Below are 14,303 nucleotides of genomic sequence, written 5' to 3'. Positions count from 1 at the left end.
CCGCCGAAAGCAAAGGACGAACCTGCCATGACCACGCACACCACCCTCGGCACCGGTGAGGCCAGCACCCGTCTGCACGAACTGACCGTGCTCGACGTTCGCACCCCGGGCGAATACGCCGGCGGTCACCTGCCCGGCGCCCTCAACATCCCCCTGGACCAGATCCAGCGGGCGCTGCCCGACATCAGGCAGGCTGCCGAGCGCGGAGACATCCTGGTCGTCTGCGCTTCCGGAGCCCGCTCCGAGAACGCCTGCCGTCTCCTCGCGGACAACGGCATCGCCACCGCCACCCTCTCCGGAGGCACGGGAGCATGGGCCGCCGACGGCCACGACCTGCACCGCCCGGAAGGCGCGGCGCGCTCCACCTGGGGCATGGAACGCCAGGTCCGCTTCACGGCCGGCACACTCGTCCTGCTCGGCCTCATCCTCGGACTCCTGGTACACCCGGCCTTCCAGCTCCTCTCGGCGGGCATCGCCGCCGGACTGGTCTTCTCCGCCCTCACCAACACCTGCGGCATGGCCGCCATGCTCGCCAAACTTCCGCACAACCGTCCCCGAGCCGCCGAACTCGACAACACCCTGGCGAAGCTCCGCAGCCGCTGAGCAGGGAGAGAGGCAGGCAGTCGGCTCTCCGAGTCTCCGCGCCAGCCGCGTCGGCCTCTTGAGTGCTGCGTATGGCAACGTTCGGCGATCTCGACGTTGTTCGTGGTGGCCCAGTCGCCGAGGCGCCATCATTTCCTCGTGGTCAGGTGTGGGGAGAAGTCGTCGATCTGTCGAACCCGAACCCTGCCGGCCATCCCGACCAGCTTAAGAGAACGCGCCGATCGGGAAACGGTTCCCGATCGGCCCGTCGCGGGGTGCGGTATCAGCCGAGGTGCCGGCCGAAGAACCTCAGCGTGCTCTCCAGCTCGAATGCTGGAATCTCGCCGTGCTTGCCGGGGTTGGCGTGCAACGTTTTCTCGGCCGAGGCCAAGGCGTCGAACAGCGCCAAGCTCTGCACCCGCGGCACCCGCTCATCGTCCCACTGCACCAAGAACTCCACCGGGACGGTGATCCGTGTGGCGGCCTCGGCCGACGCGAGCACCCCGCCCAAACCCAGTACCGCCGCGCGGACCCGCGGTTCGGCAGCCACGAACGGAACGCCGAGTCCGCATCCCAGCGAGATCCCCCAGTAGCCCACCGGGCCGGCACCTACGTGCTCAAGTTGCTGAACCGCGTCCAGGATCGCCCGCCATTCGGGCACGGTCTGGCGGGCCACGAGCGCCTGGAAGTGGGCGATCAATGGGGCCAGCTCTTCACCGGCGTCCACGCGCGCCTGGTTCTCCGTCGCGATCCGGTCGTACTCCTCGACCTTCGGCCGGTCACCATGGGCGGGAACGTCCACCGCCACGACCGCGAAACCGCATTCGGTCACGAAGCGGTGTGCACGAGTCAGGACGTCAGGGGCCTTCTTGTGCTGACCGCCACCGTGTCCCATCAAGACGAGCGGACGAGTGGCGACGGCACCTTCTGGCGTCCACAACACGCCAGGAACGTCGCCGAGGGTGAAGAGCCGTTCGCGGACGCCGTCGGACGACGTCTCGGAGATGAAGCGCATAGCGATTCATGCCTTTCGGGATGCCTCTGCGGGCGCTCCCTAGGCCATGCGAGGGAGGGAGGCCCGACCTGTCAAAGCGTTGATCGGTCTCACCTCCTCAGTCGCAGCAGTGCACGGCGGCAGGAACGTATCACGAAGGACTGCCGGCCTGAGCAGGGATGCCGACAGAGCCCACGTTGTCTGATGCGGCACTGCGCCGTGGGCGCTGTGCTGGTCCGCCACCAACCCGGCCGCAGCGCGGGAGCGGCCCACAGGGTGGAATGGGCCGATACGACTACGGCGGGTGTGAATTCTGATGGCGGGGTACCGGGGCTGTGTCGGCTGTGGTCCGTTGGGACAACAGCGGGACCAGCCGGCCCGACCTGGCACCGTGTCGAACTGATCGGGCCGGGGGAGTGGGTTGCCCCCTGGGACAAACAGGGGGCAACCCACTCAGGCATGTCCGCCCGCTACGCAAGGCGGACACGGCGCCCAAGGATAGAACTCGCCACTGACAATGACCCGGCATCCCGGCAGCTTCATGGAGACCAGACGGCCGTGCACCCCCTCGTGGTGGATGCAGTTGCCGATCAGCGGGGCTCGGACCACTCCTGGGTGGCATGCCGCGCATGACGTCGCGCGGAGCCTGCGCTGGTGAGTATCGTCGGGGTTGTCCTAACGGAGGTTGGCGGACACCAACCGGGACAACCCCGACCGCCAGGTCCGGCTGAGCTTCCTCGGCTGAAGCGGAGCCGCGTGCGCGGTCCGGAGCCCGGCCCCGGGGAAGGCCGGGCTCGTCGCGGCACGGCCGCGCCCGGGGCGCCCTACTCGACCGCCATCTCGCCCAGCTCCGACCAGTCCCCCTGCTCGACCGTCGCGTTCACGATGCGCGGTGTGCGGGCCAGGTAGCGCGGCAGCTGCTCCTGCGCGGCGCGGAAGTGCGCGGACTGCACGTGGGCCGCGCCCGCCTCGTCGTCGCGGAACGCCTCGACCAGGACGTACTCCGAGGAGTCCTCGACACTGCGGGACCAGTCGAACCAGAGGCAGCCGGGTTCCGCCCGGGTGGCCCGGGTGAAGTCGCCGGAGATCTCCGGCCACCGGTCCGCGTGCTCGGGCAGCACCTGGAACTTCGCCGTGATGAAGATCATGGACTCTCCTTCTGTGGTGCGGGGTCCCGCGGAACGGAGCGGGACCCTTCTCCCGGTCACGGTACGAGGCCCCGCCCTCAGGCGTCGGACCGCGTCCGTCCCCGGCCCGCCGCCCGGGCCAGCGGCCGCCGCAGCAGCGGCCACGCCAGCAGCACCGCGATCACCGCGTACACCGTCACCGCGAACGGCGTGTCGACCAGCCCGGTCACGCTGCCGTCGCTGATCTGGAGGGCGCGGCGCAACTGCTGCTCGGCGTTCGGGCCGAGGATGACGCCGATCACGGCGGGCAGGACCGGGAGCCCGTAGCGCCGCATGCCGAAGCCGACCAGGCCGATGACCAGCAGGATCACCAGGTCGACGACCTCGCCGCCGACGGCGTAGGCGCCGACCGCCGCGAAGAACATGATCCCCGCGTAGAGGTAGGGGCGGGGGATCCGCAGCAGCTTCGCCCACACGGGTGCCAGCGGCAGGTTGAGCGCGAGCAGCAGCACCATGCCCACGAAGAGGGACGCGATCAGGCCCCACACCAGCTCCGGTTCGCGCTCGAACAGGAGCGGGCCCGGCTGGATGCCGTACTGCTGGAAGGCGGCCAGCATGACCGCGGCGACCGCCGTCGTCGGCAGGCCCAGGGTCAGCATGGACACCAGCGTGCCCGCCGCCGAGGCCGACGCCGCCGACTCCGGTCCGGCCACGCCCTCGATGGCGCCCTTGCCCCACTCGTCCTTGTGCTTGGACAGGCGCTTCTCCGTCACGTACGACAGGAACGTGGGGATCTCCGCGCCGCCCGCCGGGATCGCGCCGAACGGGAAGCCGATGAAGGGGCCGCGCAGCCAGGACTTCCAGGTGCGCCGCAGGTCCCCGCGGCCGAGCCACGGACGGCCCACCGGAATCGGCTCGGCGCCCCCGCGTCGCAGGTGCGCGGCCACCCACAGCGCCTCCCCGATCGCGAACAGACCGACGGCGACGATCACCACGTCGACGCCGTCGGCGAGTTGCAGCGAACCGAACGTCAGCCGCTGCTGGCCCGTCATCTGGTCCAGGCCCACCAGCCCGATGGTCAGGCCGATCAGCAGCGAGGCCAGGCCTCTGACCCGCGAGGAGCCCAGTACCGACGTCACGGCGATGAACGCCAGCACCATGATGGCGAAGTAGTCCGGCGCGCCGATGTCCACCGCCAGGTCGGCGACCGTGGGCGCCAGTGCCACCAGCAGGATCGTGCCGATCATGCCGCCCGCGAAGTGGCCTATCGCGGCCGCCGCCAGCGCCTGCGCGCCGCGCCCCGCCTTGGCCATGGGGTTGCCCTCCATGGCCGCCACCACCGCCGCGCTCTCACCGGGGGTGTTCAGCAGGATGGAGGTGGTCGAACCGCCGAACATGGCGCCGTAGTAGATGCCGGCGAACATGATGAACGCCGCGACCGGGTCGAGTCCGTACGTCACCGGCAGCAGCAGCGCCACCGCCATCGCCGGCCCGATGCCGGGCAGGACGCCGATCGCCGTGCCGAGCAGCACGCCCAGAGCGGCCCACAGCAGGTTGAGCGGGGACAGGGCCGTACCGAACCCGTCCATCAGGGAGTTGAGGGCGTTCATGTCAGAGCACTCCCATCAGCGGACCGCCGGGCAGCGGCACACCGAGCAGCTTGTCGAAGACGACGTAGGTGAGCAGGGACAGCACCGCGGCGATGAGCGGATCGCGGTCCACGCGCCGGCTGCCCAGGGCGAAGGCGGCGCCCCAGAAGAGCAGTGCCCCGGCGACCGGGAAGCCCGCCGGCTCGATCAGCGCGGCGGCGCCGAGGAAGATGCCGGAGAGCAGCAGCACCGTGCGCCAGTCGGCCGGTTCGGACAGGTCCACGTCCTCACCGCCCTCGGCCTCGCCCCGGCCGCCGCGCAGGACGTCCACGGCGAGCAGCGCGGCGATCACCAGCAGGCCGGCGCCGACCACGATCGGCACGGTCTTCGGGCCGACCGGTCCGCGCTGGGTGATGTCGACGTCCATGGTGAGCGCGTCGGCCAGGACGAGGACGCCGAGCGCCAGCAGCATGGCGCAGACGCCCAGTTCGGAGTGGTCGCGCAGCCAGGAGCGCCGCTCGGGCGCCGGGGAGCCGGCCCGGTCCGGAGCGGGCTCGGGGGAGGTGTCGGCCGGAGTCGTCACAGTCCCAGCTCCTTCAGTACCGACACCACGCGCTCGTCCTGGGCGTCCAGGAAGGCGCCGAACTCCTCACCGGTGAGGAAGGCGTCGTCCCAGCCGTTCTGCTCCATCGACTTCTTCCACTCGTCGGAGGCGTGCAGCTCCTCGGCCAGGCGGGTCAGCTTGGCGCGCTCCGCGTCCGAGAGGCCGGGCGGGGCGACGATGCCGCGCCAGTTGGTGAAGTCCACGTCGTAGCCGGACTCCTTGAGCGTCGGCGCGTCCTTCAGCTCGTCCACCCGCTCGGGCCCGGTCACCGCGAGGACCCTCAGCTCGCCCGCCTTGATCTGGTCCAGGTACTCGCCGACGCCGGAGACGCCGAAGCCGACCTTGTCGCCGAGGATCGAGGCGAGCAGCTCGCCGCCGCCGTCGAAGGGGATGTAGTTCACCGACTTCGGGGCGATCCCGGCGGCCTGCGCCATCAGCATCGGCGCCAGGTGGTCGGGACCGCCGGGCGACGAGCCGCCGCCCACGGGGATCTTGCCCGGGTCCTTCTTCCACGCGTCGATCAGCTCGTCGATCGTGCGGTACGGCGAGTCCTTGGCGACCACGACGACGTCCTGCTCCTCGGTGAGCCGCGCGATCGGCGTGGTGTCGGCGAGGGTCTTGGGCGCGTGGTTGGAGCGGGCGGCGCCGACGACGCCGAGGCCCATGGACATGGCGAGCTTGCCGTTGCCGTGCTCGCTCACCAGCCGGCTCAGGCCCACGGTGCCGCCCGCGCCGGGCAGGTTGAACACCTCGATGTTGTGCGTGAGCCCGGCGTCCTCGGCGTTCTTCGCGGCCGTGCGGGCGGTGATGTCGTAGCCGCCGCCCGGCGTGTTGGGAACCATGAAGCGCAGGCCCGGAATCTGCGTGCCGGAGTCGGAGTCGCCGCCGGAGGAGAGCAGCGGCGGCCCCGCGAGCACGAGCACGGCGGCCCCGAGCAGGGCAAGGGGAGTGCGCAGGCGCACGAATGACACCACCTGTCGGTCGGGTAGATCGGTACGGGGAGAGCCCTGTGGGGGAGGGTGACGTGGGCCACATGGTGCCCGGGCTCCCGCGGCCTGTCTTCCTTGCGGAACCAAGGGAGGTTGTGGTCATTGCGGTCGCCGCTTCATTGCGAAGACGGCACATCCCTTTCCTTCGCCGCAGGTGGGCGCCATGATGGCGACCCGGCACACCCGCCCCACCCAGGACCGCCCACCCGCGGCGCCCCGTCCGCACCCGTGTCCCACCCCCGTCAGCCGAGAACGAGTCCCGCCGTGGCCCCCACCTTCCGCCGTCAGACCCTCGCGGGCGAGATGCTGGTCCTCCAGCTCGCCATCGTCGTGGTGGTCCTGTGCGCGGTCGCCGCCGTCTCGCTCGCCCAGTCCCGCGCCACCTTCAACCGCGTCGAGGGCCGCCGCGTCACCGCGCTCGCCGAACAGCTGGCCGCCACACCGCTGGTGCGCAGCCAGCTGCTGCGGCCGGTCCCGCAGGAGGCCCTCGCCCCGCTGGTCAACGCCACGCAGACCCAGTCCGGGGTCACCTCCGTCACGGTCGCCGACGCGGCCGGCCGCGTCGTCAGCTCCACCGACCCCACCCTGATCGGCGGCCGGCTGCCCCGCGCGGGGGGCGCCGCGGCCGGCCGCGGCTGGTCGGGGCCCCTGAGCCTGCGGGGCAGCCGCGAACTCGTCGCCCAGGTCCCGGTGCTCGGCGCCACCCGCGACACCCTGGGACGGCACCTCGGCACCGTGATGGTCGGCGAGGCCGACCCGACAGTGTGGCAGCGGCTGAACGGCGCCTCCTCCTACCTGCTCGCCTACCTCGGCATCGCCAGCGGCCTCGGCGTCGCCGGCTCCTGGCTGCTGGCCCGGCGCGTCAAACGGCAGACCCTGGGCCTGGAGCCGCGCGAGATCGCGGGCCTCGCCGAGCACCGGGAGGCCATGCTGTACGGCATCGCCGAGGGCGTCGTCGCCCTCGACCCGCAGCACCGGCTCACCCTGGTCAACGAGATGGGCCGGCGCCTGCTGGACCTCCCCGCCGACTGCGTCGGCCAGAGCCTCGACGGCCTCGGCATCGAGGGGCGGCTGCGCGACGTGCTGGCCGGCACGGCACCGGACGCCGCCGCACCGCGCGACGAGGTCGTCGTGCGGCACGGGCGGGTCCTGGTCATGAACCGCATGACCGTCACCAAGGACGGCCGCGCGCTCGGGTCGGTCACCACGCTGCGCGACCGCACCGAACTGGCCCGCCTGGAGCGGGAGATCGGCTCCTTCCGCAGCACCTCCGAGCTGCTGCGCGCCCAGGCCCACGAGTTCGCCAACCAGCTGCACACCATCTCCGGGCTCATCGAGATCGGTGAACAGGATGAGGTGGTGCGCTACATCCGCGCGCTCAACCAGCGCCGCCAGTCCCTGGACGTCACGCTCAGCCGCCGGGTGCGCGACACCGCGGTCGCCGCCCTCGTCACCGCCAAGTCCTCGCTCGCCGCCGAGCGCAGGGTCGCGCTGCGGGTCTCGGACCGCACGGCCCTGGACCGGCTCGCCCCGCAGGACGCCGCCGACGTGGCGACCGTCCTCGGCAACCTCGTCGACAACGCCGTGGACGCCGCCGCCGCGGGCGACGGGCCCGACGCCTGGGTCGAGGTCGAGCTGCGGCAGGACGCCGCCAGCGTCGAGATCGTGGTCCGCGACTCGGGCCCCGGAGTCGCCCCCGAACTGGCCCGCGAGGTCTTCTCCCACGGCTTCACCACCAAGGCCGCCCGGCAGGGCGAGCGCGGCATCGGCCTGGCGCTGACCCGGCTCGTCTGCGAACGTCACGGCGGTGAGGTCTCGGTGGCCAACACCCCCGAGGGCGCCATGTTCACCGCACGCATGACCGTCAGCCACCTCACCGACGCGGTGGCGGAAGGAGCAGCGCCATGACGGGTACGGGCGGCACGTCCGACGCGACCGGGACGGCGGGGGCGGGTGCCGGCGGGGGCGCGATCGGCGTGCTCGTGGTGGACGACGACTTCATGGTGGCCCGCGTCCACCGCGCCTTCGTCGAACGCGTCGAGCCGTTCCGGGTCGTCGGGGTCGCCGGCACCGGTGGGGAGGCGCTCGCCGCGGTCGGTGAACTCCGCCCCGACCTGGTCCTCCTCGACCTCTACCTGCCCGACGTGTTCGGCCTGGACGTCATCCCGAGGCTGCGCGCGGCCGGGCACGACTGCGACGTCATGGTCATCAGCGCGGCCCGGGAGGCGGACGCGGTGCGCGGCGCGGTCCGCCAGGGCGTCGTCGACTACCTGCTCAAGCCCTTCGAGTTCGAGGACCTGCGGGTCCGGCTGGAGCGGTACGCGGTCCAGCGCGGCCGGCTGCTCGGCACGGTGGTGCGCAGCCAGGCCGACGTCGACCGCGTGCTCGCGGGCGCGGCGCCCGGCGCCGCGGCCCCGGCGCTCCCCAAGGGCATGAGCGTGGAGACCGCCGAACTGGTCGAACGCACCCTGCGCGAGGCCGACGGCACCCTCTCCGCCAGCGAGTGCGCGGCACTGACCGGTGTCTCCCGGGTCAGTGCCCGCCGCTACCTGGAGTACTTCCACACCGTCGGCACCGCCGAGGTGTCGCTGCGCTACGGCGTGGCCGGCCGCCCCGAGCGCCGCTACCGCTACCGGGGGGCGGTCACCGGCCTCGCGCTCCCGCCCGCAGCCCGTCCATGACGAGGTCGAGCAGCCGGGTGACCCTCGGCTGCCAGTCCTCGCTCGCGTCGACCTGCCAGAGACCGCCGATGGCCAGGAAGAAGTCGTCCGCCGACACACCGGGGCGGATGGTGCCCGCCTCCTCGTTCGCGCGCAGCAGCAGCTCGGTCGCCTCCGTGACCGGGGCGGGCTCCGGTTTCGCCGGACTGCCGGGTGCGCTGGTGACCAGCCGGATCGCGTCCGCCAGACCGACCTTGGTCAGGGCGAACCGGGCGAGCCGGTCCATCCATTCGCGCAGCGCCCGGTCCGGCTCCCGCGTGGCCAGCAGCTCCCTCGCGGCCTCCGCGACCTGCTGCATCTCGTAGCGGTAGACCTCCAGGACCAGCGCCTCGCGGTTCGGGAAGTTGCGGTAGAACGTGCCCTGCCCGACGCCCGCCTTCTTGGCGATCATGCTGAGCGGGGCGTTCGCGCAGCGCGTCAGCTCCTCGGTGGCGACACGCAGGATGCGCTCGCGGTTGCGCTGCGCGTCGGAGCGCAGGGGCGCGTCCGTCCTGTCCTTCTTCGGCGGCGGCACTCCTCCTCCTTCCGGGTTCGTGGCCGAATCCCGTCCTTGCTAACCGGACAAGTGTCCGTTACGTTTGCGTTCCCAGTGAGCGGACAGTTGTCCGGTTGTGAGTCCACTCTAACGGCGATCGGGGCCGGCGAGACCGGCCGGAGTCCCCGACCGCGGATGATCTTCCCCCCTACAGCCCGTTTTCCAGTCGTCGGACACCTCAGAAGCTGTCACCAGAGACCAGAGAAGGCTGATCATGGCCCCAGCACCCTCCTCTACGACCAGCGCCGTAACCCTGAACATCAACGGCGAGAAGCACCAGCTCACCGTCGACCACCGCACCACCCTGCTCGACGCGCTGCGCGAGCGGCTCGACCTCACCGGCACCAAGAAGGGCTGCGACCAGGGCCAGTGCGGTGCCTGCACCGTCCTGGTCGACGGACGCCGCGCCGTGTCCTGCCTGAACCTCGCCGTGGCCGCCGAGGGCCGCGAGATCACCACCATCGAGGGCATGGCCGAGGGCGACCGGCTGCACCCGGTGCAGCAGGCCTTCCTCGACCTCGACGGCTACCAGTGCGGCTACTGCACCCCGGGCCAGATCTGCTCGGCGATCGCCGTCATTGAGGAGCACGCGGCCGGCTGGCCCAGCGCCGCCACCGACGACGTACGCCCCGAGGCCGGACCGCCGCCCCTGACACCGGACGAGATCCGTGAACGGATGAGCGGCAACCTGTGCCGCTGCGGCGCCTACGTCTCCATCGTCCAGGCCGTCACCCGCGCCGCCGAGGCCCACGAGGCCGAGGCCCGGGGCACCGACGGCGACCGCGACGCGCAGGAGGCGGCGGCATGAGGGAATTCGGATACCAGCGCGCCGACGACGTCTCCGGCGCGGTCGCCCTCCTCGCCGCCGACCCGGACGCCCGCTTCCTCGGCGGCGGCACCAACCTCGTCGACCTGATGAAGACCGGCGTCGAACGCCCCGCCCGCCTCGTCGACGTCCGCGAACTCCCGCTGGACGGCATCGAGCCGACCGCGGACGGCGGCCTGCGCGTCGGCGCCACCGTCACCAACAGCGACCTCGCCGCCCACCCCGAGGTGCGCCGCCGCTACCCCGCGCTGGCCCAGGCGGTCCTGGCCGGCGCCTCCGGGCAGCTGCGCAACATGGCCACCGTCGGCGGCAACCTGCTCCAGCGCACCCGCTGCGGCTACTTCGCCGACGTCAGCCGGCCCTGCAACAAGCGCGCCCCCGGCAGCGGTTGCCCCGCCGTCACGGGCGAGCACCACAACCACGCGATCCTCGGCGCCTCCGACCACTGCGTGGCCACCAACCCGTCCGACATGGGCGTGGCACTCGCGGCCTTCGACGCCGTCGTCACCTACGAGACCCTCGACGGGCCCGGCGAACTGCCGCTCGCCGACTTCTACCTCCCCGTGGGCGACACCCCCGACCGCGAGACCGCCCTGCCGCCCGGCGCGCTGATCACCGGCATCATCCTGCCGCCGGCCCCGGTCGCCGCCCACTCCCGCTACCGCAAGGTGCGCGAGCGGGCCTCGTACGCCTTCGCGATCGGCTCCGTCGCCGCCGCGCTCACCATCGAGGACGGCGTCGTCCGCGAGGCGCGGCTGGCCTTCGGCGCGGTGGCCTCACGCCCCTGGCGGGCGCACGCGGCCGAGGCCGTGCTGACCGGCGCGCCCGCCGACGGCGAGACCTTCGCCGCCGCGGCCGACGCCGAACTCGCGGCCGCCAGGCCGCTGCCCGACAACGAATACAAGGTGACCCTCATGCGCAACCTCGTGGTGGCCGTGCTCACCGAACTCGCCGAGGAGGCCGCCCGATGACCACCGCCACGACCGGCGGCCGTACGACGGTCAGGGGCGTCGTCGGCACCTCGCGCACCCGCGTCGAGGGCCGCGAGAAGGTCACCGGAGCCGCCCGCTACGCCGGCGAGATCCCCTTCGCCGACCTCGCCCACGGCTGGCTGGTGCTGTCCACCGTCGCCCGCGGCCGCATCCGTTCGGTCGACACCGAACCCGTCCTCGCCATGCCCGGCGTCCTCGCCGTCCTGCACCACGGCAACGCGCCGCGCCTCGAAACCGACTACGTCGGCCTGCTCGGCATCCCGCCGGACCCGACCGCCGCCGTCTTCCAGAACGACCGCGTGCCGCACCTCGGCTGGCCGGTCGCCCTCGTCGTCGCCGAGAACTCTGAGCAGGCCCGCGAGGCCGCCGAGGCCCTGGTCGTCGCCTACGACGAGGAACCCCACGACACCCGGCTCACCGGCGCCCACCCCGACGCCTATCCGGCCGCCGGGGTGATGCCCGCCGAGACCGAGAAGGGCGACCTCGACGCCGGCCTCGCCGAGTCACCCTTCGTGGTGGACGAGGCGTACACCACCCCCGAAGAGCACCACAGCATGATGGAGCCGCACGCCGCCACGGCCCTGTGGGACGGCGGACGGCTGGAGGTCGTCGACTCCAACCAGGGCACCACCTGGATCCAGGGCGAGCTGGCCAAGATGTTCTCCCTGGACGAGTCCGCGGTGCGGGTGCGCTCCGAGCACATCGGCGGCGGCTTCGGCAGCAAGGGCCTGCGCGCCCACCAGGTGTCCGCCGTGATGGCCGCGACCGTCCTGCAGCGCCCGGTGCGCGTCGTGATGACCAGGCGTCAGATGTTCTCCCTGGCCGGTTACCGCAGCCCCACCGCCCAGCGGGTCAGGCTCGGCGCCGACGCCGACGGGCGGCTGCGGGCCCTGGACCACCGCTCGGTGAGCCAGACGTCGACCGTGTACGAGTTCGTCGAGCCCAGCGCCGGCGTGGCCCGGGTGATGTACGACGCCGAGGCGCACCGCACGGCCAACGAGGTCGTCCGTCTCGACGTGCCCTCCCCGACGTTCATGCGCGCGCCGGGCGAGGCGCCGGGCTCCTTCGCCATCGAGTCGGCGCTCGACGAACTCGCCGAGCGCTGCGGCGTCGACCCGGTCGAACTGCGCCTGCGCAACGAGCCCGAGACCGGCCCGGTCTCCGGCCTGCCCTTCGGCAGCCGCAACCTCGAGGCGTGCTTCCGCGAGGGCGCCCGCCGCTTCGGCTGGGACGGACGCGACCCGCGTACCGGCGTGCGCCGCGACGGACGGTGGCTGCTGGGCACCGGCACGGCCGCGGCCTCCTTCGGGGCGGGCGCCGCCCCCTCCACGGCCCTCCTCACCGCCGAGGCCGACGGCGGCTTCACCGTGCGGATCTCCGCCGCCGACATCGGCACCGGCGCCCGCACCGCGCTCACCATGATCGCCGCCGACGCGCTGGAGGTGGCGCCCGACCGGGTGCGCGTGCGCATCGGGGACAGCGACTTCGGACCCGCCATGATCGCGGGCGGTTCGATGGGCACCCGCTCCTGGGCCTGGGCCGTCACCGAGGCGGCCCGCGAACTGCGCGAACGGCTGGCGCTCGGCACCCCCGTCCCGCCGGAGGGCATCACGGTGCGCTCCGACACCACCGCCGCCCTCGGCAGCCTCGCCCAGAAGGAACGGCACTCCTACGGCGCCCAGTTCGCCGAGGTCGCCGTGGACACCGCCACCGGCGAGGTGCGGGTGCGCCGCATGCTCGGTATCTTCGCGGCGGGCCGGATCGTCAACCCGCTCACCGCCCGCAACCAGCTGGTGGGCGGCATGATCTGGGGCGTCTCCATGGCCCTGCACGAGGAGGCGGTACGGGACCGGGTGAGCGGCGGCCTCTACGCGCCCGACCTGGCCGGCTACCACGTCGCCACGCACGCCGACATCGGCGACATCGACGCGGACTGGGTGGACGACTCCGACCCGGAGGACCCGGTGGGCATCAAGGGCGTCGGCGAGATCGGCATCGTGGGCGCGGCGGCGGCCGTCGCCAACGCCGTGTGGCACGCGACCGGCGTCCGCCACCGCGACCTGCCGATCCGGCCCGACCGCGTCCTGTCGGCGGCGGCCGCGAACGGGGGAGCGGCGGGCACGGACGGGGGAGCGGCGGATGCTTGACATCGCCGCCGAACTGGACCGCTGGCTCGACGAGGGCCGGGAGTTCGCTGTCGCGACGGTGGTCTCCGTGGGCGGCAGCGCACCGCGCGGCCCCGGCGCCGCCCTCGCCGTCGACAGCGAGGGCACGGTGATCGGCTCGGTCTCCGGCGGATGCGTGGAGGGCGCGGTGTACGAGCTGTGCGCCGACGCCCTGCGCAGCGGCGAGACGGTGCGCGAGCGGTTCGGCTACAGCGACGAGGACGCCTTCGCGGTCGGGCTGACCTGCGGTGGGGTCATCGACATGATGATCACCCCGGTCGGTGCGGACGCGCCGGTGCGGGAGCTGTTCCGGGCGGCGCTGGCGAGCGCCGCCCGGGGCGGGACCGCCGCCCTCGCCCGGGTCGTCCAGGGCCCGTCCGACCTCCTGGGCCGGGCCCTGCTCGTCCACCCCGACGGTACGTACGAGGGCGCTCTGGGCGGCCACCCGGACCTGGACCGCACGGCGGCGGCCGAGGCCCGTGCCCTGCTGGACAACGGCCGCACCGGCACCGTCGCCCTCTCGGAGGACGGCTCGCACTGCCCCGGCGGGCTCACCCTGCTCGTCGAGTCCAGCGTGCCGCCGCCCCGCATGATCGTCTTCGGGGCGATCGACTTCGCCGCGGCGCTCGTGCGGGCCGGGAAGTTCCTCGGCTACCACGTCACCGTGTGCGACGCCCGGCCGGTCTTCGCGACCCCGGCGCGTTTCCCCGAGGCCGACGAGGTCGTCGTCGACTGGCCGCACCGCTACCTGCGGGCCACGTCCACCGACGCGCGGACCGTGCTGTGCGTGCTCACCCACGACGCCAAGTTCGACGTTCCGCTGCTGACCGAGGCGCTGCGGCTGCCGGTCGCGTTCGTCGGCGCGATGGGCTCGCGCCGCACGCACCGGGACCGGAACCGGCGCCTGCGCGAGGCCGGCGTGACCGAGGAGGAGCTGGCCGGACTGCGCTCGCCGATCGGCCTGGACCTCGGCGCGCGGACACCGGAGGAGACCGCGCTGTCGATCGCGGCGGAGATCGTCGCCGCCCGCCGCGGCGGCACGGGCGCACCCCTGACGGGCGGTGCGACCCCGATCCACCGCGACCTGACGGGCGCGGCCGCCTGAGATTCGCGCGGGCCTTCGGGCGCCGGTGCCGGGGTGGCGACGTTTCCGACGTCACGCCACGGGCGCCGGCGCCTT

General features: G+C 73.0%; 13 protein-coding genes. 7 read left to right on the top strand and 6 right to left on the bottom strand.

Annotation, left to right across the window (positions count from 1 at the left end; all coding sequences use genetic code 11):
* The first annotated feature begins 27 nt into the window (after positions 1–27).
* Positions 28–603 carry a rhodanese-like domain-containing protein gene (locus tag IE108_RS06640; protein WP_064726593.1) on the top strand — a complete coding sequence of 192 codons (576 nt, stop codon included), beginning with the start codon at positions 28–30 and terminating at the stop codon, positions 601–603.
* A gap of 262 nt (positions 604–865) precedes the next feature.
* On the opposite strand, the gene IE108_RS06635 is transcribed toward IE108_RS06640, so the two are convergent.
* The 5 genes from IE108_RS06635 to IE108_RS06615 all read right to left on the bottom strand — a co-directional run bounded on the left by IE108_RS06635 (position 866) and on the right by IE108_RS06615 (position 5,858).
* Positions 866–1,597, bottom strand: coding sequence for a dienelactone hydrolase family protein (locus tag IE108_RS06635; RefSeq protein WP_064726592.1), 732 nt, complete (start codon positions 1,595–1,597; stop codon positions 866–868).
* An 803-nt stretch (positions 1,598–2,400) separates the two neighbouring features.
* Positions 2,401–2,724: a putative quinol monooxygenase gene (locus IE108_RS06630; protein ID WP_064726591.1), complete on the bottom strand. Its 324-nt coding sequence runs from the start codon at positions 2,722–2,724 to the stop codon at positions 2,401–2,403.
* 77 nt (positions 2,725–2,801) lie between these two features.
* Positions 2,802–4,313, bottom strand: a complete 1,512-nt coding sequence (locus tag IE108_RS06625; protein WP_064726590.1) for a tripartite tricarboxylate transporter permease — start codon at positions 4,311–4,313, stop codon at positions 2,802–2,804.
* A 1-nt stretch (position 4,314) separates the two neighbouring features.
* Positions 4,315–4,875, bottom strand: a complete 561-nt coding sequence (locus tag IE108_RS06620; RefSeq protein WP_064726589.1) for a tripartite tricarboxylate transporter TctB family protein — start codon at positions 4,873–4,875, stop codon at positions 4,315–4,317.
* Entirely contained in the window at positions 4,872–5,858 is a 987-nt protein-coding gene (locus IE108_RS06615) for a Bug family tripartite tricarboxylate transporter substrate binding protein (protein ID WP_064726588.1), read from the bottom strand. Before IE108_RS06615 ends, IE108_RS06620 begins: the two co-directional genes overlap by 4 nt.
* 291 nt (positions 5,859–6,149) lie before the next feature.
* On the opposite strand from IE108_RS06615, the gene IE108_RS06610 reads away from it, so the two are divergent.
* Entirely contained in the window at positions 6,150–7,793 is a 1,644-nt protein-coding gene (locus IE108_RS06610) for a sensor histidine kinase (RefSeq protein ID WP_064726587.1), read from the top strand.
* Entirely contained in the window at positions 7,790–8,566 is a 777-nt protein-coding gene (locus tag IE108_RS06605) for a response regulator (RefSeq protein WP_064726586.1), read from the top strand. Before IE108_RS06610 ends, IE108_RS06605 begins: the two co-directional genes overlap by 4 nt.
* Here the strand turns inward: IE108_RS06605 and IE108_RS06600 are convergent.
* Entirely contained in the window at positions 8,529–9,119 is a 591-nt protein-coding gene (locus IE108_RS06600) for a TetR/AcrR family transcriptional regulator (protein ID WP_064726585.1), read from the bottom strand. The two genes, IE108_RS06605 and IE108_RS06600, sit on opposite strands and share 38 nt — an antisense overlap.
* 235 nt (positions 9,120–9,354) lie before the next feature.
* On the opposite strand from IE108_RS06600, the gene IE108_RS06595 reads away from it, so the two are divergent.
* From IE108_RS06595 to IE108_RS06580, 4 genes are read left to right on the top strand one after another with little or no spacing between them, the layout of a single operon-like run.
* Complete coding sequence (locus IE108_RS06595; protein WP_064726584.1) at positions 9,355–9,948, top strand: 2Fe-2S iron-sulfur cluster-binding protein; 594 nt, start codon at positions 9,355–9,357, stop codon at positions 9,946–9,948.
* The gene (locus IE108_RS06590; protein WP_064726583.1) at positions 9,945–10,937 is read left to right on the top strand and encodes an FAD binding domain-containing protein; all 993 of its coding nucleotides are present in this window, start codon (positions 9,945–9,947) and stop codon (positions 10,935–10,937) included. The genes IE108_RS06595 and IE108_RS06590 overlap by 4 nt, the downstream gene beginning before the upstream one ends.
* Positions 10,934–13,105: a xanthine dehydrogenase family protein molybdopterin-binding subunit gene (locus IE108_RS06585; RefSeq protein ID WP_064726582.1), complete on the top strand. Its 2,172-nt coding sequence runs from the start codon at positions 10,934–10,936 to the stop codon at positions 13,103–13,105. The genes IE108_RS06590 and IE108_RS06585 overlap by 4 nt, the downstream gene beginning before the upstream one ends.
* A complete protein-coding gene (locus tag IE108_RS06580) occupies positions 13,098–14,228 on the top strand; it encodes an XdhC family protein (RefSeq protein WP_064726581.1) in 1,131 nt (376 codons plus the stop codon). The genes IE108_RS06585 and IE108_RS06580 overlap by 8 nt, the downstream gene beginning before the upstream one ends.
* Positions 14,229–14,303: the final 75 nt, after the last annotated feature.

Source organism: Streptomyces parvulus, from assembly GCF_014648855.1.
Classification (GTDB): Bacteria; Actinomycetota; Actinomycetes; order Streptomycetales; family Streptomycetaceae; genus Streptomyces; species Streptomyces parvulus.
Note: the sequence above shows the minus strand (reverse complement) of the source record. Positions and strands in the feature narration are given on the sequence as shown.